The sequence below is a fragment of the Lutibacter sp. Hel_I_33_5 genome (assembly GCF_007827455.1).
Taxonomy (GTDB): domain Bacteria; phylum Bacteroidota; class Bacteroidia; order Flavobacteriales; family Flavobacteriaceae; genus Polaribacter.
In genome coordinates, this window is record NZ_VISM01000001.1 from 1,843,102 (window position 1) to 1,864,606 (window position 21,505).

The 21,505-nt window shown below is 29.8% G+C and carries 22 protein-coding genes; 11 read left to right on the top strand and 11 right to left on the bottom strand.

Features of this window, described 5'->3' with window-relative positions:
- Positions 1-17: 17 nt before the first annotated feature.
- The gene (locus OD91_RS08200; protein WP_144895902.1) at positions 18-845 is read right to left on the bottom strand and encodes a transporter; all 828 of its coding nucleotides are present in this window, start codon (positions 843-845) and stop codon (positions 18-20) included.
- An 86-nt stretch (positions 846-931) separates the two neighbouring features.
- Between OD91_RS08200 and OD91_RS08205 the strand changes: the two genes are divergently transcribed.
- Genes OD91_RS08205 through OD91_RS08220 form a run of 4 tightly spaced genes read left to right on the top strand, consistent with a single transcriptional unit; the run spans position 932 to position 7,594 of the window.
- Complete coding sequence (locus OD91_RS08205; RefSeq protein WP_255513212.1) at positions 932-4,360, top strand: DUF4175 family protein; 3,429 nt, start codon at positions 932-934, stop codon at positions 4,358-4,360.
- On the top strand, positions 4,360-4,773 hold the full coding sequence (gene ybeY, locus OD91_RS08210) for an rRNA maturation RNase YbeY (RefSeq protein ID WP_144895904.1): 414 nt from the start codon (positions 4,360-4,362) through the stop codon (positions 4,771-4,773). The genes OD91_RS08205 and ybeY overlap by 1 nt, the downstream gene beginning before the upstream one ends.
- A gap of 42 nt (positions 4,774-4,815) precedes the next feature.
- Positions 4,816-6,693, top strand: coding sequence for a tRNA uridine-5-carboxymethylaminomethyl(34) synthesis enzyme MnmG (mnmG, locus tag OD91_RS08215; RefSeq protein WP_144895905.1), 1,878 nt, complete (start codon positions 4,816-4,818; stop codon positions 6,691-6,693).
- Positions 6,694-6,736: 43 nt separating this feature from the next.
- The gene (locus tag OD91_RS08220; RefSeq protein ID WP_144895906.1) at positions 6,737-7,594 is read left to right on the top strand and encodes a bifunctional 2-polyprenyl-6-hydroxyphenol methylase/3-demethylubiquinol 3-O-methyltransferase UbiG; all 858 of its coding nucleotides are present in this window, start codon (positions 6,737-6,739) and stop codon (positions 7,592-7,594) included.
- Between the two features lie 143 nt (positions 7,595-7,737).
- On the opposite strand, the gene OD91_RS08225 is transcribed toward OD91_RS08220, so the two are convergent.
- The 7 genes from OD91_RS08225 to panB form a co-directional block, all read right to left on the bottom strand.
- Positions 7,738-8,136 carry a DoxX family membrane protein gene (locus OD91_RS08225; protein WP_144895907.1) on the bottom strand — a complete coding sequence of 133 codons (399 nt, stop codon included), beginning with the start codon at positions 8,134-8,136 and terminating at the stop codon, positions 7,738-7,740.
- 2 nt (positions 8,137-8,138) lie between these two features.
- Complete coding sequence (locus tag OD91_RS08230) at positions 8,139-8,432, bottom strand: TM2 domain-containing protein (RefSeq protein WP_144895908.1); 294 nt, start codon at positions 8,430-8,432, stop codon at positions 8,139-8,141.
- Between the two features lie 35 nt (positions 8,433-8,467).
- Positions 8,468-8,920 carry a hypothetical protein gene (locus OD91_RS08235; RefSeq protein ID WP_144895909.1) on the bottom strand — a complete coding sequence of 151 codons (453 nt, stop codon included), beginning with the start codon at positions 8,918-8,920 and terminating at the stop codon, positions 8,468-8,470.
- A gap of 44 nt (positions 8,921-8,964) precedes the next feature.
- Complete coding sequence (locus OD91_RS08240; protein WP_144895910.1) at positions 8,965-9,354, bottom strand: VOC family protein; 390 nt, start codon at positions 9,352-9,354, stop codon at positions 8,965-8,967.
- 1 nt (position 9,355) lies between these two features.
- Positions 9,356-9,814 carry a DUF1801 domain-containing protein gene (locus OD91_RS08245; protein WP_144895911.1) on the bottom strand — a complete coding sequence of 153 codons (459 nt, stop codon included), beginning with the start codon at positions 9,812-9,814 and terminating at the stop codon, positions 9,356-9,358.
- A 23-nt stretch (positions 9,815-9,837) separates the two neighbouring features.
- Positions 9,838-10,776, bottom strand: coding sequence for a 2-hydroxyacid dehydrogenase (locus OD91_RS08250; RefSeq protein ID WP_144895912.1), 939 nt, complete (start codon positions 10,774-10,776; stop codon positions 9,838-9,840).
- A gap of 95 nt (positions 10,777-10,871) precedes the next feature.
- The gene (gene panB, locus OD91_RS08255) at positions 10,872-11,690 is read right to left on the bottom strand and encodes a 3-methyl-2-oxobutanoate hydroxymethyltransferase (protein WP_144895913.1); all 819 of its coding nucleotides are present in this window, start codon (positions 11,688-11,690) and stop codon (positions 10,872-10,874) included.
- A 152-nt stretch (positions 11,691-11,842) separates the two neighbouring features.
- On the opposite strand from panB, the gene OD91_RS08260 reads away from it, so the two are divergent.
- The 4 genes from OD91_RS08260 (at position 11,843) to OD91_RS08275 (ending at position 14,029) form a co-directional block, all read left to right on the top strand.
- Positions 11,843-12,322 (top strand): nuclear transport factor 2 family protein, encoded by a 480-nt coding sequence (locus OD91_RS08260; protein WP_144895914.1) that lies wholly within the window; start codon positions 11,843-11,845, stop codon positions 12,320-12,322.
- Between the two features lie 49 nt (positions 12,323-12,371).
- Positions 12,372-12,944, top strand: coding sequence for a sigma-70 family RNA polymerase sigma factor (locus tag OD91_RS08265; protein ID WP_144895915.1), 573 nt, complete (start codon positions 12,372-12,374; stop codon positions 12,942-12,944).
- 4 nt (positions 12,945-12,948) lie between these two features.
- Complete coding sequence (locus OD91_RS08270; RefSeq protein WP_144895916.1) at positions 12,949-13,212, top strand: hypothetical protein; 264 nt, start codon at positions 12,949-12,951, stop codon at positions 13,210-13,212.
- Positions 13,213-13,387: 175 nt separating this feature from the next.
- On the top strand, positions 13,388-14,029 hold the full coding sequence (locus tag OD91_RS08275) for an O-methyltransferase (protein WP_144895917.1): 642 nt from the start codon (positions 13,388-13,390) through the stop codon (positions 14,027-14,029).
- Here OD91_RS08275 and OD91_RS08280 read toward each other — a convergent pair whose 3' ends face one another.
- From OD91_RS08280 to mutS, 3 genes are read right to left on the bottom strand one after another with little or no spacing between them, the layout of a single operon-like run.
- Complete coding sequence (locus OD91_RS08280) at positions 14,030-14,311, bottom strand: twin-arginine translocase TatA/TatE family subunit (RefSeq protein ID WP_144895918.1); 282 nt, start codon at positions 14,309-14,311, stop codon at positions 14,030-14,032.
- A 38-nt stretch (positions 14,312-14,349) separates the two neighbouring features.
- Positions 14,350-14,910, bottom strand: coding sequence for a hypothetical protein (locus OD91_RS08285; RefSeq protein ID WP_144895919.1), 561 nt, complete (start codon positions 14,908-14,910; stop codon positions 14,350-14,352).
- Positions 14,911-14,916: 6 nt separating this feature from the next.
- Entirely contained in the window at positions 14,917-17,490 is a 2,574-nt protein-coding gene (mutS, locus tag OD91_RS08290; protein ID WP_186434464.1) for a DNA mismatch repair protein MutS, read from the bottom strand.
- 122 nt (positions 17,491-17,612) lie between these two features.
- Here mutS and OD91_RS08295 point away from each other — a divergent pair, with 122 nt between their 5' ends.
- From OD91_RS08295 to OD91_RS08305, 3 genes are all read left to right on the top strand, one after another.
- Complete coding sequence (locus OD91_RS08295; protein WP_144895921.1) at positions 17,613-18,143, top strand: RNA methyltransferase; 531 nt, start codon at positions 17,613-17,615, stop codon at positions 18,141-18,143.
- A gap of 71 nt (positions 18,144-18,214) precedes the next feature.
- On the top strand, positions 18,215-20,197 hold the full coding sequence (locus tag OD91_RS08300; RefSeq protein ID WP_144895922.1) for a sensor histidine kinase: 1,983 nt from the start codon (positions 18,215-18,217) through the stop codon (positions 20,195-20,197).
- A 4-nt stretch (positions 20,198-20,201) separates the two neighbouring features.
- Entirely contained in the window at positions 20,202-20,879 is a 678-nt protein-coding gene (locus tag OD91_RS08305) for a response regulator transcription factor (protein WP_186434426.1), read from the top strand.
- Positions 20,880-21,505 lie beyond the last annotated feature (626 nt).

Genomic DNA, 21,505 nt, shown 5'->3' on the forward strand with positions numbered 1-21,505 from the left:
TAGTAAAGGTCAATTTTTTAAAACTTATGATAAACTCCAAACGTTAATGCTGGACTTTTAGCAACATTATTACCAAAGAAAGCACCACCTAAACCAGCATTTATTCCAAAATCATTTTTAAATTCATAAATACCTTTAAAACCGAAAGCACCATAATCTTGATCATTTACATACAAACCAGTAAAAGTATTTATTGCAGTTAAAACAGCATCTCCGTTTTTTAATGATTTTACAACATCTAGAAAACCTATTAACCACAATTTACTTGAAAGCTTTTTACCATATTCTCCTCCAATTTTAAAGTTGGAACTATAGTTGTTTGTTCTAATATTTGCCCCGATAAATGTTTGCAAATAACTTTTTCCAAAACTTTTCCCTGCTAAAAAAAGTGGTGTAAAAGACCATGCATCATATCCAGTTCTTATTCCTGAAGCAGCATCAAAACTACCAGTATTTGCTTCTACAGATAACTGACCTGATAGTACCCAATCTTTTTTGTAAAAGTTATGTTTTAATCCCAGTTCTATATTACCAAATGTAGATTCTGAAATATCCTTAAAACAAGGTGGCCCTGAACAAATAATGCTTTGTTTAACTTTAATTAGTTTATAGGGTAGGGTTAAAATTAAAGTGGTTTTGTCAGAAAGTCCAATTTCACCATAGAAATTAATAGTATTATCTGAAATACCATGTAGGTTCAATTCTGAATTACCAAAAATTTCAGTGTACTCCGGAATTATTGTATAAGATAATTGTGTGTATAATTTCCCCTTTTTTTGTGTCCACGGACTTTGAGCAAAAGTAATAGAAGTAACTAAAAATAATAGTAGGCTTAAATTTTTCATGATATTGATTTTACACATTAGTTGTTTAAAAAAAGAGTTGCTTACAAAGCTTTAACAAATTATTTATTCTTTATCATTTATAAAAAATGTATTTTTATGGGTTAGAGATGAAAAATTACCAACACATAGAATCAAAGTTACGTCAATTTGGACAAAAGTTTTATACAAACGAATTGATAAAAGGAATTATTCTCTTTTTAACTTTAGGTTTTTTGTATTTTTTCTTTACGTTGTTTATCGAATATTTTTTATGGCTTAAACCGAATGCTAGAACCTTTCTTTTTTGGCTTTTTATAGGTGTTGAACTTTTTCTTTTTGTTCGATTTATTTGTTTTCCAATATTTAAATTGATTGGTTTAAAAAAAGGAATTTCTTTAGAAGAATCTTCTAAGATTATTGGAAATCATTTTCCAGAAGTTCAAGATAAGTTGTTAAATATTCTTCAATTAAAAGAAAACGCGAAATCTTCTGAACTTTTATTAGCTAGCATCGAGCAAAAATCAACAGAATTACAACCCATTCCGTTTTCTAAAGCAATTGATTTTAAAAAGAATTCAAAATATTTAAAATACGCGCTTGTTCCGTTACTTATCTGGGTACTTGTTTTTTTTACCGGCTCAAACGGAGCGTTAACAAAAAGTTTACAACGTGTTGTAGATTATAAAACAAGTTATAATCCGCCAGCACCCTTTTCTTTTTTTATTGATAATGCTAGTTTAACAGTTATACAAGGAAAACCATATACGGTCAAAGTAAAAGTTAAAGGAAACGTGATTCCATCTGAAGCAAAAATTGCATATGATCATCAAGAATATTACTTACAAAACAATCTTGACGGTTCTTTTTCTTATACTTTTTCAGATGTTCAGCAGCCTATTAATTTTTATATAAAAGCGAATGAAATAACATCTAATGATTATGTATTAGACGTTATAAAAACACCTACAATTCAGCAGGTTAGTATGTTTTTAAATTTCCCTAATCATATAAAAAGAAAGAGTAAAAAAATCAACAATACGGGTAATATTACTGTTCCGGAAGGTACTTTTATTACCTGGCAAGTTTCTGCAAGTCAAACAGATACAGTTTCTTTTATTCAGCAAACAAGAAAGTCATTTACACAAAAAGAGGAGAATGTTTTTAGGTACGGAAAACGAATATTAAAACCAATTAACTATTCGATATCAAGTTCTAACAAGGCTTTAAAGGATTATGAAAAGTTACAGTTTTCAGTTGATGTTGTAAAAGATGAATTTCCTGTAATTTCTATGACATCTAATATAGATAGTATTTCACGTGGAACGGCGCAATTCGCAGGTCAGGTTTCTGATGATTATGGATTAAAAAAGTTGGAGTTGGTTTATTATAATGAAGAGAATCCCCAGCCGCAACAAACGCTAGAATTACCTCTTTCTAAAGAAAATATTCAGACGTTTTATTATCAATTTCCAGATCAATTAAATTTAGTTGAAGGGATAGATTACGAATTGTTTTTTAGAGTTTTTGATAATGACGCAGTAAATGGAAATAAGAAAGCGGTTAGTAGAAAATTCAACTACAGAAAGAAAACAAAAGAAGAGGTTGATGAAGAGTTAATGGAAGAGCAAAAAAACACGCTTAATTCTTTAGAAAATTCAATTCAACAACAAAAAAAGCAACAAGAAAAGTTAGAGAAAATTCAACAAGATATTCAGAATAAGAAAAATATTAGTTGGAACGATAAAAAGAAGGTTCAGGACTTCATAAAACTTCAGAAACAGTATAAAGAAATGATGCAGCGTCAAACAGATAAATTGCAAGAAAATTTTGACGAGAAAAAAGAAGAAACTCCTTCTTTACAAGAAAAGAAAGAACAGTTACAAGAACGTATAAATGAGTTAAAAAAATCAGCCTATCAAGAAAAGTTATTGAAAGAACTTCAAAAAATGTCTGAAAAGCTAAATAAAGAAGATTTATTAAAAAAGTCTAAAGAGTTAGCACAGCAAAACAAACAGCAGCAACGAAGTTTAGAACGTATGTTAGAAATGACTAAACGTTTTTATGTAGAGCAAAAAACAATGCAAATTGCAAGTAAGTTAGAAGAGCTTTCAAAAAAACAGGAAGAACTTTCTAAGTCTGAAGAAAATAATTTAGAGAAACAAAAAGAGATTAAAAAAGAGTTTTCAAAACTAGAAAAAGAGCTGAAAGAATTAAATAAAGAGAATGAGGAGTTAAAAAAACCGATGGAACTTCCAGAAACAGATTCTGAACAAGATGATATAAATAAAGAGTTAGAAAATTCTGAAGAAAAGTTAGAAGAACAGAATAAAAAGGAGGCTAAAGAAAGTCAAAAGAAATCTTCAAAGAAAATGAAAAAGATGAGTCAGAAAATGCAGCAACAAATGCAACAAAATTCAAGTGACTCAATAGAAGAAGATATGGGTGACTTAAGAAAAATTCTAGAAAATCTAGTTACTTTCTCATTTAAGCAAGAAGGCTTAATTAATCGTTTTTCTGAAAGCTCTACCAATCATCCTGATTTTGGAAAAAACCTAAAGAAACAAAATGAAATAAAAACGTATTTTAATCATATAGATGATAGTTTGTATGTGTTGTCGGTACGTGTTCCTAAAATTTCTGCCAGGATTCAAGAAGATCTTTCTTTAGCGCATTATAATTTGAATCAATCATTAGATAATTTTTCAGAAAACAGATTTTCTGCTGGGGTTTCTAATCAGCGTTATGTAATGACTGCAAGTAATAGTTTGGCAGATTATTTAAGTAATATTTTAAATAATATGAAAGAATCGATGTCTATGGGGAAAGGAAAAGGAAAGAAAGGACAGTCATTTAGTTTACCAACTATTATAGAAAAGCAAAAAGGGTTGTCTGAAAAAATGAAGAAAGGCATGGAAAAAGGTCAGAAACCAGGAGAAAAAGCAAGTGAGTCTGGAAAAGACGGAAAAGAAGGTAAGGAGGGTAAGAAAGGTGAAAAAGGAGGTCAAAAAGAAAATGGAAAAGACGGAGGTAAAGGCGGTAAAGGAAAGCAGGGCAAAAATGGTAAAGGTGGAGAAAAAGAAGGTGAAGGAGAAGGTGAAAGTGATGATTTAGATGGTGAGTTGTATAAAATATACAAAGAACAAAGTCAGTTGAGACAACAACTTGAAGATGCAATAAATAAAGGAAAATTTGGAAGTGGTGGTACCAAACAAGCTGCTAAAGTTGCTAAAGAAATGGAGCAATTAGAAAATCAAATTTTAGAAAAAGGAATTAATGCTCGCACATTCCAAAGAATGCAGCAATTAAATTATCAATTGTTAAAGCTTAAAAGTGCTGAACTAAAGCAAGGAAAAGATTCTAAACGTAAGGCAGCAACAAATTTAAAAGAGTATCAAAGAAAGAAACGTAAAGAGCTAGAATTCAAAAAATTGTTTTATAATCAAACAGAAATATTAAATAGACAATCCTTACCTTTGCGCCCGAATTATAAAAAGAAAGTACAAGAGTATTTTTCTTTACCTAAGAGCAAAAATTAATGATTCAATTTAATTACGAAACCAATTTCTCTATTGATAATGAAGAAGTATTTTCTAATTGGATACAAGGATGTATTTCTGAAGAGAAATTTGAGTTAGGAGAAATCAATTATATTTTTTGTGATGATGAATATTTACATAAGATTAATCTTGAGTTTTTAAAACATGATACCCTAACAGATATTATTAGTTTTGATTATAGTTTAGGGAAACAAGTTTCTGGAGACATCTATATTTCTATAGAAAGGGTAAAAGAGAACGCAAAGGATTTTAACGTGTCTTTTGAAGAAGAGTTGAATCGAGTTTTAATTCATGGGGTATTGCACTTTATGAATTATAAAGATAAGACAGACGAGGAAAAAACAATAATGAGAACTAAAGAAAACAATGCAATAAATACATTAAACAATTGATAGCCAGTTGATTAATGTGTTTGTTTCACGTGGAACGATACAATGAGTTTATTTTCAACAACATATGATGTTATAGTAGTTGGTGGTGGTCACGCAGGTAGTGAGGCGGCTGCAGCAAGTGCCAATATGGGTGCTCATACGTTACTTATAACTATGAATCTACAGAACATTGCACAGATGAGCTGTAATCCAGCTATGGGCGGAATTGCTAAAGGGCAAATAGTTCGTGAAATAGATGCTTTAGGAGGGTATAGTGGAATTGTTACTGACAAAACAGCTATACAGTTTAAAATGCTAAATAAATCCAAAGGACCGGCAATGTGGAGTCCAAGAGCTCAGTCAGACAGAATGCAGTTTGCAGAGACTTGGAGAAACATGTTAGAGAAAACCGATAATTTAGATTTTTATCAAGATTCCGTAAACGGTTTGTTGTTTGATGAAGATACAATTGTTGGGGTAAAAACTGCATTGGGTTTAGAGATAAAAGCTAAGACAGTAATTGTTACTGCTGGAACTTTTTTAAACGGGTTAATTCATATTGGAGAAAAGACTTTTGGTGGAGGTAGAGCAGGTGAAAAAGCTTCTACAGGAATCACTGAAGATTTATCTAAAAAAGGATTTGATCATGGTAGAATGAAAACTGGAACACCGCCAAGAGTTGATGGAAGATCTTTAGATTATTCTAAAATGACCGAGCAACCTGGTGATGAAAACCCTGAGAAATTTTCTTATATACAAGACATTAAACCGCTTACAAAACAACGTTCTTGCTACTTAACATATACGAGTCAAGAGGTGCATGATTTATTACGAGAAGGGTTTGATAGATCACCAATGTTTAATGGTAGAATTCAATCTACAGGGCCACGTTATTGCCCTTCGATTGAAGATAAAATTGATCGTTTTGCAGAGAAAGATAGGCATCAAATATTTGTAGAACCAGAAGGATGGAATACCGTTGAAATTTATGTAAACGGATTTTCTACTTCGTTACCCGAAGATATTCAAGACAAGGCAATTCGTTCAATTGCTGGATTTGAAAATGTTAAGTTTTTTAGATATGGATATGCGATTGAATATGATTATTTTCCACCGACTCAATTAACTCACTCTTTAGAAACAAAGCTAATTAAGAATTTATTTTTTGCTGGTCAAATTAATGGAACTACAGGTTATGAAGAGGCGGCGGCGCAAGGTTTAATGTCGGGTGTAAATGCGGCTTTAAAATCGCAAAATAAAGAGCCTTTTATATTAAAAAGAAGTGAAGCTTATATTGGTGTTTTAATAGATGATTTAATTACAAAAGGGACAGAGGAGCCTTATAGAATGTTTACTTCTAGAGCAGAATATAGAACATTATTAAGACAGGATAATGCAGATTTACGTCTTACTGAAAAGTCGTATGAACTCGGTTTGGCTTCAAAAGAACGATTTGACAATGTCCTTTTAAAGAAAGAAAATACAGCAAAATTAATTCAGTTTATAGAAAAGTTAAGTGTAAAAAAAGAAGAGGTAAATCCAATTTTAAAAGCAAAAGGATTAGCGGAAGTTAATCAAACAATGAAGCTTTTTAAAATTGCTGCTAGACCTCAATTACAGTTTTCAGACTTTTTTATTATTGATAAAGTAAGCGACTTTATTACCGAAAATAATATCAATAAAGATGTTATAGAGCAGGTAGAAATTCATTTAAAATATTCTGGATATATAGAGAAAGAGAAGAACAATGCAGATAAGTTAAATCGACTAGAAAACATTTCTATTCCCTCTAATTTTAAGTACGAAAAAGTAAAATCGTTATCTTATGAGGCTAGGGAAAAACTAACTAAAATTCAACCTACAACTATTTCTCAAGCTAGTAGAATTAGTGGAGTTTCACCAAGTGATGTTTCTGTATTATTAGTTTATATGGGAAGATAATTTTTAAATGTTCCTCGTGGAACATTTAATTAATTTGTAATTAATGTCAATAGAAAATAAGCTTAATATTAATCTCGATTCATACTTGACTTGTAAAGATTATACAGTTTCTAACACGTCTTTTCAAGTTCAAAAAAACAAAGAATACGAGTTGTTAGTTACACAACCTATTCCTAAAAATTTAGAAGATTATTATAAAAGTGAAGATTATATTTCTCACACAGATAGCAAAAAATCACTTACCGATATTTTATATCAAACAGTAAAAAATTATACTCTTAAGAAAAAGATTTCTCTTTTAAATTCATTTAAAACAGACAATAAAAAAGTCTTAGATTTTGGAGCTGGAACTGGTGACTTTTTAGGAGCATGTAAAAATAACAATTGGGAAGTTTTTGGTGTCGAACCAAATCTAAAAGCTAGAGAAATTGCTGCTAAAAAAGGCATCACTATTTTATCAGATATATCAGAATTAAAGAACATACAATTTGATGTAATTACACTTTGGCATGTGCTAGAACATGTAGAGAAATTAGAAGAAACAATTTTGCGCTTAAAGGAACTTTTAACTCAAAATGGCGTTTTAATTATTGCGGTTCCAAATTATAAAAGTTATGATGCAAATCATTATAAAGAATTTTGGGCAGCATATGATGTTCCAAGACATCTTTGGCATTTTTCTCAAACTTCGATTTCAAAAATATTTTCTGAGTTTTCTATGAATGTAGAAAAAACACTTCCAATGAAATTTGATTCGTATTATGTTTCTTTATTAAGTGAAAAATATAAAACAGGTAAGACAAATTTTTTCAAAGCATTTAAAGTAGGTTTTCTTTCAAATAAGAAAGCAAAGAAAACAACAGAGTATTCATCGCTTATATATTGCCTAAAAAAGAGTTAAAATCGATTTTAAAAACACTTGTTTAAGTTTTCTGAAAGAAAAGACAGAATCTATTTACTAAAAAAATAAAACCTCTTAAAACGCAAGTTTAAAGAGGTTTTATAATAAGTATTATTTATAATTATGTTTTCTTTGAATAGGTTTTAGTTATTTAGAAGAAAAACACCAAAAATTGTAATTATAAAATATACAGCTAAAGACATTGCTCCAGCATAATCTTTTGCCAATCGCTGACCGATTAATAAAAAAATTAACGTTAAAGCAGATAATTCTGCTCCAAGTAAAGCAAGATTTTTTATTCCTGATGTTGCTAATTGAAAAATTCCAACAACCATTAAAATTCCGGCAATTAATTCTATCACTAAAATAATTCCTAATAAAAGAGGAACACTATTTTTAAATGGTGAGTTTTTAAAATGATCTTTTATAAAAGAGACATTTCCGTTCCAATCTAGAATTTTATCAAAACCAGATTGTAAAAAAGTTATAACTAAAAAAAGTAAAATTAATATTTCTGTGATGTGTTCTTGTAAATATGCCATCTTTAAAACCAAGGTTTTTTATTATTTTGATAAGTTTCTATAAATTCATCATCAGATTTTGTTAGGTAAATAATTCCTTCTATCAAACCAATTAATCCAACAGCTCCAGATAATACCCCTAAAGAAATACACCCTAAGACAAAAGTTCCAGCTAACATTATTAAGCCTTCGTTTGTATAGCCTAAGACAAATTTATGTACACCTGCCCAGCCTAATAATATTCCTAAAACCCCAGTAATTATTCGTTTGCTTTCTTGATTTGGAATTACTTTTCCGTTTTCGTCTATTACATTCATTAGTTTAGTTTTTATAGTTAATTTTTAAAGTTTAGTTATTTACCAAATAATCGTTGAAAAAAGTTTTTCGTTTTTTTAGTTGCCTCTTCGATTTCTTCCTTAGCATCTTCAGCAAAATCGACAATATGCTCTCCTGCCTCACCAGCTATTTCAGCAGCTTTTTCCCCTACATCCTCTAAAACTTCTTTAGCTTCGCTTGCAAATTCTGTTGCTTTCTCTTTGGCAACTTCTGTGTATTCACCAACTTTTTCTTTTACTTTTTCAATATTTTCATCTGATAATACTTCGTTAATTTTTTCTTTCGCACCTTCTAAAGCTTCTTTAGCATCACCAACAAATTCGGCAGTTTTCTCTTTTGCTACATCAGCAAATTCAGCGGCTTTTTCCTTAGCATTTTCTAGCGCCTCTTTTGCATCATCTTTAATAGATTCTTTGTTGTTTTCTACAATGTTGTTGGCTTCTTCTAAATTGTTGTTTTCTTCTGACATTATCTTTTGATTTTTTTGTTAGTATGTAAAGCTAATCAATTATTTTATAAAAATGCTGCATCATTAGGTTCCCAAAGTTCAATTTTATTACCATCTAAATCTACTATCCAACCAAATTTACCATAATCAAACTCTTCAACTTTATCCATTACAGTAACCCCATTTTCTTTTAATTCAGCTAATAATTCGGTTAAATTTTCAACCCTATAGTTAAACATAAAGTCTTTTTTAGAAGGTTTAAAATAATCGGTGTCTTTTGTAAACGGACTCCATTGTGTAGAACATTTATTACCGTTTTCGTCTTTCCACCAAAACGTACAACCCCAATCATCTGTATTAAAACCAAGATTATTTTTATACCAATCTTTTGTTGCTTTAGGATCTTCAGTTTTAAAAAATAAACCACCAATACCTGTTACTTTACCTTTTTTCATCTTACCTGTTTTTTACATTAGACTCATATGTATCAACCCATTCATTTACAGATATTTTACGAACTAATTCTGCAATAAGTTCATAAGGTATTTCATCTAGTTTTTTAAAACGAACACAACTTTTGCCCATATCTAATTTACGTTTACAGTATTTTGGATACTCTGCAACAAACCAATCGTGAATTTTTTTATTCGCATAAATCCCTGAATGATAAAAGTTTACAGAGTTTTTTTGTGATGCAAAACTCATAAAAGGCAAAGGTTCTTTAGGATTACAATGATAGCCATCTGGATAAATAGAATGTGGTACATAATAGCTAATAAAGCTATATTGCATTCCTTCTTCAAAACCTTCTGGTAAATTATCTTTTATGGTCTTACGTAACTTTTTTAAAGTCTCTTTACGTTCCTCAGGAACTTGATTGATGTAATCTTCTGGCGAATTGGCTTTGTATTGCATAACATTAATTTAATGCTTACAAGTTAGCAAAATTTTCTTTTTATTTTATCCACAATAGTTTGTGCTAACTTTTCTTTACTTTCAATAGTCCATCCAGCAACATGTGGAGAAAGAAGTACGTTCTCAGAATTGATTAAATAGTTGAATGCTTCTGGCAATTTATTGTCAGAAAATAAATTCTCAAAAGACGATTTTTCATATTCTAAAACATCTAAACCAGCTCCGAGAATTTTACCCGATTTTAATGCGGTAACTAAATTTATTGTATTTACTGATGTTCCACGTGCAGTATTTATCAACCAAAAAGAGTTCTTAAAACCATTGATAAAGTCATGATTTACCATGTTTTTTGTTAGTTCGGTTTGTGGTGTATGTAAACTTAAAACGTCTGCTTTTTTTTGTAGTTCTGCTAAAGAAACCTGTTTGCAATTTTCATCACCTACATTCGGTTTTATATCATAACAAAGAACTTCAACATCAAAACCACGTAGTTTTTTTGCAAAGGATTTTCCCATGTTTCCGTAACCAATTAACCCAACAGTTTTTCCGTCTAATTCAATTCCGCGATTTTCTTCGCGCAACCATTTTCCGCTTCTAACTTCTTTATCAGCCTTGTTAAGTTTATTAAAAAGAGACAATAACATTCCTAACGAATGTTCGCCAACGGCATTTCTATTTCCTTCTGGAGCAGCAATTAATTTTATCTCTTTTTTTACTGCGTATTCACAATCAATATTTTCTAAACCAGCACCAACTCTACCAATAAATTTTAAGTTTTTTGCTTTGTCTAAAAAAGCTTTATCAATAGAAAAACGACTTCTAATAATAAAACCATCATACAAATGAATTTTAGCCTCAATAGCAGTTTTAGAAGACGTATAATCTTCATCATTTGTGTACCCTAAATCATTGAGTTGATTTATTATTAAGGGATGATTTGTATCTAAATGAAGGATTTTCATAAATCTGATTATTAGATTGTTGTCATTCCTGCGAAGGCAAGAATCTAAACTTACTTTTTATGGATTCCTGCCTTCGCAGGAATGACAAGTAGAACTTAATACTGCTCTTTATCACTAGGAAAATCACCACTTTTTACATCGGTAATATAGCCTTTAAAAGCCCCCGTCATATCAGCATATAAATCTAAATAACGTCTTAAAAAACGAGGATTAAATTCATGTGTCATTCCTAACATATCGTGAGTTACTAAAACCTGTCCGTCAACACCATTTCCAGCTCCAATTCCAATAACAGGAATGGTTAATGCTTCTGCTACTTTTTTTGCAAGTTTTGCTGGAACTTTTTCTAGAACAATTCCGAAACAGCCAATTCTTTCTAACATTAATGCATCTTCCATTAACTTTTCTGCCTCTTCTTCTTCTTTTGCTCTAACGGTATAGGTACCAAATTTATAAATGGATTGTGGAGTTAATCCTAAGTGACCCATTACTGGAATCCCAGCATTTAAAATTCTTTTAATAGATTCTTTAACTTCTTTTCCGCCTTCTAATTTTATAGAATGTCCGCCAGACTCTTTCATAATCCTAATCGCAGAACGTAGCGCTTCTTTTGGATCAGATTGATAACTCCCAAAAGGTAAATCTACTACTACCAAACAACGATCTATTCCTCTAACCACAGAACTAGCATGATAAATCATTTGGTCTAGTGTAATAGGTAATGTAGTTTCGTGTCCCGCCATTACATTAGAGGCAGAATCACCAACCAGTATAATATCAATTCCTGCGCCATCAACAATTTTTGCCATGGTGTAATCATATGCGGTTAGCATAGAAATTTTTTCACCATTGGCTTTCATTTCTGTTAGAGACTTAACCGTAATTCTTTTGTATTCTTTTTTTGCTGCAGACATTTTCTACTTTTTTTAATCTTTGTAAAAATACACATTTATTCTATGTGAAGAACGTACTTTTTACAGCGTTAATCTTCTGTTAATCTTTTTTAGAAATACTTTTTAAGTGATTGGTTTTAAATAGTTTTACAAAAGAAAATAAAAGAATAAACATGCATAGAATAATTACGGCACTGCTAGTTTTAGTAATAACTACCACAATTAAGGCGCAAGAAACATCTGAAGAAAAAGCAATAAAACTTACTATAGAAACATTCTTTAAAGGTCTTCAACAAGGAGATAGTGCTATTGTTAGTTCTACGTTAAATAAAACGATTAAATTACAAACTACATATACCAATAAAAAAGGCAAAAGAAAGTTAGTTACCGAAACAAAAGAGCAGCTTTTAAAGGGGATTGCAAATAAAAAACCAGAACATACATATTTAGAAAAATTAATGTCTTGGGAGATTAAAATTGATGGAAATTTAGCTTCTGTCTGGACGCCCTATGAGTTTTATTTAAACGGAAAATTTAGTCATTGCGGTGCAAACTCTTTTCAATTATTTAATAACGATGGAGGCTGGGAAATTATTTACTTAGTTGATATGCGAAGAAGAAGTAGTTGTGAAGCTTATAGTGACGAAAAATAAAACCTGTTAGTTGAATAATTTATAATATCTTTGATTTTCATTTTCCTCAATGTCAGAAACAACTAAAATCAACCTTTTAAATCCAGATAAATGGATTGATAATTACGCAGATTACCTGTTTAATTATGCTGTTTCTAGAGTTAACGATAGTGATTTAGCAAAAGATTTGGTGCAAGAAACTTTTTTTGCAGGCTTAAAATCTGCTAAAAACTTCCAAGGGAAATCAACAGAACGTACTTGGTTAGTGTCTATTTTAAAAAGAAAAGTGATTGATCATTATAGAAAAATCAATTCTAAAAAAGGACAAGCAGAGGTAAAAATGAATTTCTATTCCGATGGTGAAAATGAAGGGAATTGGTTAGAAGAACGTGTTCCACAGTCTTGGGATAATCAATCAGAAAAAAACTTAGAAAATCAAGAATTAAAAGATCAATTAGAAGATTGTATTAATAATCTTCCAGAAAAATATGGAATGGTTTTTAGGTTAAAAACTATTCAAGGTTTTGAAACAGAAGAAATCTGTAAGGAACTAGATATCACGGCGTCAAATCTATGGGTTATTATTCACAGAGCAAGAACTCAGTTAAGAAAATGCATGGAAGATAACTGGTTTAATAATTAAGATTATGTTTAAAAGTTTACTAATTTCTTGTGATGAAGCTACCATGATTTGTGATAAAAATCAATATGGTGAAACCAATTTTTTTGACAAGATTAAACTACAACTTCATTTTATTCGTTGTAAAATATGTAGATTGTATACCAAACAGAATATGTTTTTAACCAAAGCATATAAAGATCATGCACATAGTTGTAGTAAACAGAAGCAATGTATGAGCGAGGAAGACAAAGATAAATTGAAGAAAGAGCTTGAAAAGCAAACGATATAAACAATATTTTTTCGGTTTTTAGAAAACCGTATTTTGATTTTTTGTTAGATTGAACGGAGTTTATTGTAATGATAAACTCCGTTTTTTGTTACTTTTGAATTGTCTTCTCGAGCGCAGTCGAGAGGTTTTATTCTTATAACTAAATTAGGTCTCGACTGCGCTCGACCAGACAGAAATGCATTTTTTACCAGAAAAAATAGATAGGTACGCTGTAGAACACAGTCAAGAAGAGCCAAAAATTTTACAGGAACTAAGTAAAGAGACTTGGCAAAAAGTGTTAAATCCAAGAATGCTTAGTGGCGCTTTTCAAGGAAGAGTATTATCGATGATTTCTAAATTAGTTCAGCCTAAAAAAGTGTTAGAAATTGGTACATATACTGGATATTCCGCCCTATGTTTAGCTGAAGGGATCCCAAAAAACGGAACGATTTACACCATTGATAAAAACGAAGAGTTAGAAACGTTACAACAAAAATATTTCGAAAAGTCAAAATACACCAGTCAAATAAAACAGTATGTTGGTAATGCCTTGGATATAATTCCAGAATTAGAAACCACCTTCGATTTAGTTTTTATCGATGCCGATAAAGTAAATTATATCAACTATTTTAACTTAATTATTGATAAAATGAATTCGGGAGGAATTATACTTTCTGACAATGTTTTATGGAGTGGAAAAGTTGTAGAAGCGTTAGATCCAAAAGATAAAGACACCGCTGTTTTATTGGAATATAATAAACTATTGTCAGAAGATAAAAGACTAGAAACTATTTTGTTACCAATAAGAGATGGATTAACAATAAGTCGTGTAAAATAACTATAAACTACGTTTTATTGGCCCAGTAAAATCGTCGATATTGTCTTTTACATCTTCAACACTTTTTTTAATGTCTTTTGCAAATTCGGTATCGATTCCTTGGTTTTTTGCCGTTTCGTTTATTTCGTTTTTAATATCGTTGGTAGCATCTTTAATTTGACGCATTCCTTTACCCAGGCCTCTAGCAATTTCTGGAATTCTTTTAGCACCAAATAACATAACCACAATTAATATGATCACAAATATTTCTGGTCCGCTAATAAATAAAAGGTGCGTTTTCATGAGTACAAAGATACATATTGTTGTTATAAATGAGAAGTTTATCTGTAATATTCAGTAGAAAGAAAAAACCTTTTATATCCAATAAAAAATCTATAAAGTTGAAATAAGATAACTCCAATTAATAAAATTATTAAACTTTGGCTTTCTTTATAATTTATATTTCCGAAAAATAAAATAATAAATGAAAGAAAAATCCAAAAAAATAAACTCCCTCTATCTAAAATTAATCTTTTAAGTCTATATTTAAAAAGCTCTTTTTTTTTATTTTTTTTGACTAAAACTTCAACAAATCTTTTAGAAAAACAATAGTCTATAATTCCTAAATTTTCAGGATAAAGATAAACACATGGTACTTTATTTATTGAATAAATATTTTTCTTTTCTCTATACCTTTCTCTTTCTGCCTTACTGTGATTCCATCTGCCATAAAACTCAATATATACGTCATAATCACTTAAATAAAAATCAGCAGATCTAAATGATTTAGTATCTTCAGAAAGGTTAACAATTTTCTTTTCAATTTCAAAACGAATATTTTCAGATCTAAGATAGTCAGCTATAAATAATTCTCCTTCAGATTGTTTTTTATTGTCTTTCATTAAAGCTTATTTCTTAATCAACATTCTTTTAATCTCATTCAATTTCATGAGTGCCTCAATAGGCGTAAGAGTATCAATATTTGTGGCTAAAATTTCTTCTCTAATATTTTCTAACAAAGGATCATCTAATTGAAAAAAGCTTAATTGCATTTCTTCATGCTGTGCTTGATTTAAAACTTCTTTAACCTCAGCGTTTTTGTTGTTTTTTTCAAGTTGTTTTAAGATTTTATTAGCTCTATGAATCACCATATTTGGCATTCCAGCTAGTTTTGCTACATGAATTCCGAAACTATGATTAGAACCACCAGAAACCAATTTACGTAAGAAAATAATGTTGTCTTTTAGTTCTTTTACAGAAACATTAAAGTTTTTAATGCGTTCAAAAGTTGCGGTCATTTCATTTAATTCATGATAATGTGTAGCAAATAATGTTTTTGCTTTAGAAGGATGTTCGTGTAAAAACTCTGCAATTGCCCAGGCAATTGAAATTCCGTCATACGTTGATGTTCCACGACCAATTTCATCTAACAACACCAAACTTCTGTCAGAAATATTATTTAAAATAGACGCAGTTTCGTTCATTTCTACCATAAAGGTAGATTCGCCCATAGAAATATTATCGCTTGCACCAACTCTCGTAAAAATTTTATCTACAATTCCGATTTTTGCATTTTGAGCAGGAACATAAGAACCCATTTGGGCTAATAAAACAATGAGTGCAGTCTGACGTAAAATAGCAGATTTACCAGACATATTGGGTCCAGTAATCATGATTATTTGTTGCTGATTTCTATTTAAAACAACATCATTTGCAATATAATCTTCGCCAATTGGTAATTGTTTTTCAATAACTGGATGACGCCCATTTTTAATTTCTAAATCGGTGCTTTCATCCATCAATGGACGAACATAATTATTGTCAACTGCTAAAACTGAAAAAGACAATAAACAGTCAATTTTTGCAATAATTTGTGCATTTTCTTGTACTTTTTGTACAAATTGGATGATATATTGCAATAATTTAGAAAAAACTTCTTGTTCTATTTTGCTGATTTTTTCTTCTGCGCCAAGAATTTTTGTTTCGTATTCTTTTAGTTCTTCAGTAATATAACGTTCCGCATTTACAAGTGTTTGTTTTCTAATCCACTCTTCTGGAACTTTGTCTTTATGTGTATTTCTAACTTCAATATAATAGCCAAAGACGTTGTTAAAAGCAATTTTTAAACTGCTAATTCCTGTGCGTTCCGTTTCTCGCGCCAACATTTCATCTAAATACTGTTTTCCGGAAGAAGAAATTGCACGTAAATCGTCTAATTCTTGATGAACATTATTCGCAATTGCATTTCCTTTATTGATGTTTACTGGCGCATCATCAAATAAAGTTTCAGAAATTTTAGTGATTAAATCAGCACAATCATGTAATTGATTCCCTAATTCTTTTACCGTTTTGTTTTTACTTTTTACCGCGGATGCTTTTATCGGTAAAATTGCTTTTAACGAATTTTTTAAGTAAACAATTTCTCTTGGTGAAGCTTTACCTGTAGCCACTTTAGAAATCAATCGCTCAATATCTGAGATCTGTTTTAATTGATAAGTAACCGTTTCAGAAAATTCATCAGAATCAATAAAAAACTTTACTAGTTCATGACGATTTTTAATGGCTTCAATATTTTTTAACGGAAGCGCCAACCATCGTTTTAACAATCTTCCGCCCATAGGCGAAATGGTTTTATCAATTACATTTAAAAGTGTAACTGCATTTACAGAATTAGGATTGTATAACTCTAAGTTTCTAACCGTAAAACGATCCATCCAAACATAATTATCTTCAGCAATTCTGCTGATCGCTTGAATGTGTTTTAGTTGATTATGTTGTGTTTCAGATAAATAATACAACACTGCACCAGCAGAAATAATTCCGTTTTTAAGATCTTGAACTCCAAAACCTTTTAAGTTTTTTACTTCAAAATGATTTTGTAGTGTTTCGTTTGCGTATTCAGTTTGAAAAACCCAATCTTCTAAATAAAAAGAATAATACCTGTTTTCAAAAATTTCTAAAAACTGTTGTTTATGTTGTTTTTGAACCAAAACTTCACTCGGGTTAAAGTTTTGCATCAATTTATCAATGTATTCTGCATTTCCTTGCGCCACTAAAAACTCACCTGTAGAAACATCAAGAAAAGAAATTCCGAGCTGTTTTTTATCAAAATGAATGGCTGCTAAAAAGTTGTTTGTTTTGCTTTGTAAAACTTCGTCATTTAACGAAACTCCAGGCGTAACCAATTCCGTAACACCACGTTTTACGATGGTTTTGGTCATTTTCGGATCTTCTAACTGATCGCAAATTGCAACACGCATTCCTGCTTTTACCAACTTTGGTAAATAGGTATTTAAAGAATGATGCGGAAAACCAGCCAAGGCAGTTTCTGTTTCACTTCCAGCACCACGTTTTGTTAAGGTAATTCCTAATACACCAGCTGCTTTTTTAGCATCATCTCCAAAAGTTTCGTAGAAATCTCCTACACGAAAAAGCAACATAGCATCAGGATATTTATTCTTGATTGCATTGTATTGTTTCATTAAAGGAGTTACCTTTTTTACTTTGGATTTTGCCAAGTTTTAGAAATTTAGATTAGTTTTGCGAAGTTACAAAAAGTGTTTAGTTATTGGTTTTTAGTTGTTAGTGAATTTATCCACAAAGTATGAGAAAATTAAAGAATAATGAACTTGGTAGAATTAATGTTGAAGAATTTAAATCAGCAAAAAAAACACCATTAATTGTTGTTTTAGACAATATTAGAAGCTTAAATAATATTGGTTCTGTTTTTAGAACTAGTGATGCTTTTTTGATCGAAAAAATATATTTATGTGGTATTACGGCGACTCCGCCAAATAAGGACATTCATAAAACTGCTTTAGGCGCAACAGAATCTGTTGATTGGGAATATGTTGAGGATACACTTACTTTAATTCAAAAATTAAAAGATTCAAAAATTAAAGTTTTGGCTATTGAACAGGCAGAAAATAGTACTAAATTGAATGATTTTACTCCTGTTAAAGATCAAAAATATGCAATTGTAATGGGTAATGAAGTAAAAGGTGTTTTGCAAGAAGTTGTAAATAATTCCGACAGATGTATTGAGATTCCACAATTAGGTACAAAACACTCGTTAAACATATCTGTTACTACTGGTGTTGTACTTTGGGATTTGTTTCAGAAAATGTTAAAATAGCACTTGATTTTTCTGTTATTATAAGTTTTATTACTTTTACAATAAATAAAAGAGCTTCCCCCCACAAATAAATGATAAGAAAAAACACATTACTCCTAATGTTTTGTTGTTTTATTTTGACAGGATATAGTCAACAAAAACTAACAAAACATCAAGCAAAAGATTCTATTCTTAAGCTATTTGATTATTCTTTAATAGGCGAAGATAGCGTTAGTGTAGAAATCTTAAAGAACGCAAAAAATTTAGCATTAAAGTATTCGCTAGATTCTTTAGCTGTAGTAAGCTATTGTTTTCTATCTGATGGTTTGCTTTACAATAAAGATACTATAAGCTTTTTCAATAATTTAAATAATCTTTTAGCCTATTCTAAAGCAAAAAAGAATAAGTCTGCATTAGCACAATATTATAAAAATAAGGGAGTTTTTTTTAGTCAACTTCATGAACAAGATAGTGCCTACTATTACCACCATAAAGCTAAAGAAACTTTTGTAGATGCAAATGATTTTGAAAGAGCATCTATTATGTATATTCCTCTTATTAACATTCAATCTGAGGCTGGTGATGTTTTAGGCGTAGAAGAAACTGCAGTTGAAGCATTATCTTTTTTGGAAAAAACAAAACATAATGACGCAATTGCTAATGTTTATATGACCCTAGGTTTGAATACTCAAAAAAACAACTTAGAAAAAGCGTTAAATTATTTTGATAAAGCGCTACTACATAATGAAAAAGTAAGGGATCCGAATTGGAAAACAATTAATTTAATACAAACATATATTTATATAAGTTACTCGTATACCTATCATGAAAAATTTAATAAATCTTTAGAATATTCTAAAAAAGGGATAAAAATTGTAAATGATTCTACTCTTTTAAATGATAAAAATAAATTTTTAGTAACCTTATACCAAAATTTGGGCGTAAGTCAAATAGGTTTAAAAAAGAAGAAAGAAGGTTTAAAGCATTTAAAATTTGCACTTTCATTATGTACAGAGCGAGAACTACACCAAAAAGCAGAAATATATTATGACTTAGCGTACTATTATTTTAGTGAAGAGAATAGTTTATTGATGGGATTTGATTATGCAAATAAAGCATTAATAAAATCAAAAAAAATAAAGTTTACCCAAAAAGAATTAGAGATTTATTCTTTGTTATCTGAATATTCTACTGGTAAAACTAAAATTAACTATTTAAATCAGGTTGTAAAACTAAAAGACAGTTTATATAAAATTGAGGCTAGTGAAAAGGATAAATTTGCACTTGTTAGATTTGAAACTAAAAGAAAAGAGGAAGAAAACAAATTGTTAAAACAGCAAAATTTATCTAACAATATTCAAATACAAAACACACAGCAAAAAAATAAAATAATATTATTAATTTCTGCCGTAGTTTTATTGTCTGTATTGTTTTTTATAATTTCCTATACGCTAAGACAACGATCACTAACATACAAAAGAAACTTAGAAAAAGCAGAAGTTAGAGAAGAAGAACGTAAAGAAATATCTAAAATTTTACATGATAAAATTGCAGGAGATCTTAGAGTTATTTATCAAAAAACATTAAATAATTACATTCCAGAAGTATCAGATTCGCTTTTTAAGGTAAATCAAGAAATTAGAAATATATCACATAAATTAAGTACTATTAATTTTTATGATGTCAGCTTTAAAGATCAAATTATTAATTTAGTAAGCGATTATTTTTCACCTGATTTTAAAATTAAAGTTTCTGGTTTAAACGATATCGACTGGTCTTTAATAAATACTCCAATAAAAAGAACCTTGTATTTAGTAGCTAGAGAATCAATACAGAATAGTAAGAAACATGCGATAGCGTCTGAATTAAATATCGAGTTTCATACAGACAAGAAAAAGTTAAGCTTAAAAATAAATGATAACGGTAAAGGGTTTGATGTAGATTCACCTAAATACGGTTTAGGCTTAAAAAGTCAAAAAGAAAGAGTAGAAGAGTTAGATGGTTTGTTTACTTTACGGAGTATTTTAAATAATGGAACGACTACTATTGTTAATTTACCTTTAACTAATATCTAATATTTTGAAAAAAAAAATACGTGTTTTATTTTCTGACGATCATGCCGTAATTTTAAAAGGGCTTATAGCCATGGCAGAAGAAATAACTTCTTTTGATTTAGAAATTATTTCGAAAACCACTTGTGATGGAGCCTATGAAACAATTCTTTTTTCAGAAAAAAAGAATCCTTATGATGTATTTTTTACTGATCTAAGCTATAATAATCAACATGGTAGACTCAAGTCTGGAGAAGATTTGATTACAGCAGTAAGAAAAATTGCTCCTAATCTTAAAATAGGAGTTATTACTGGTCATTCAGAAACCAATAGAGTGTATAATGTTATAAAAAATCAAAATCCAGATGCTTATATATTAAAAGACGACTGTAATTCAGAAGAGTTGAATTTTGCTATTCAACAAATGCTTAACGGTCAGAATTACTATACGCATTTAGTGCATCAAAAAATATTAAAAAGAAGTATTGTTCAAATTTCTATGGATGATATAGCTTTGCAAATACTAAAAGAATTACCGAAGCACCATAAATTAAGTAATATGGTAGGTCATATTTTAAAAAGTGATGGTAATCCTTTAAAAATTAGATCTATTGAGAATAAATTATCTGACTTAAGATTAGATTTAAATGCTCAAAATAATACTGATTTGGTGTTAAAAGCTAAAGAATTAGGGATAATTGATTAGAGTTTTGCTGTAAACCACATTTATTATTGCGTAATTCTCCAAAACAAAAAAATCATTCGATTTATTTTTGTGCTCATATATTTAATTATATAGTTTTTTGCTATTATTGGAGGATAACTAGCAAAATTTTTTCTCAAGACTTTTAAAGGTCTTGGGTTTTTTTTGGTCTTTACTTATTTAAAGTAATGATTAAGTTGCAGAAAACCACATTTATTATTGCGCAAAACCTCAAAACAAAAAAGCCATTCGATTGTATCTTTGTACCAGTATATTTAATTATATAGTTTTTTGCTATTATTGGGGGATAGCTAGCAAAATTTTTTCCCAGGACTTTTAAAGGTCTTGGGGTTTTTTTTTGGTCTTTACTTTTTTAAAGCAACTATTAAGTTGCAGAAAACCACATTTATTATTGCGTAAAACCTCAAAACAAACAAGCCATTCGATTGTATCTTTGTACTAGTATATTTAATTATATAGTTTTTTGCTATTATTGGGGGATAGCTAGCAAAATTTTTTCCCGGGGCTTTTTTAAAAGTCTTGGGATTTTTTTTGGTCTTTACTTTTTTAAAGCAATGATTAAGTTGCAGAAAACCACATTTATTATTGCGCAAAACCTCAAAACAAAC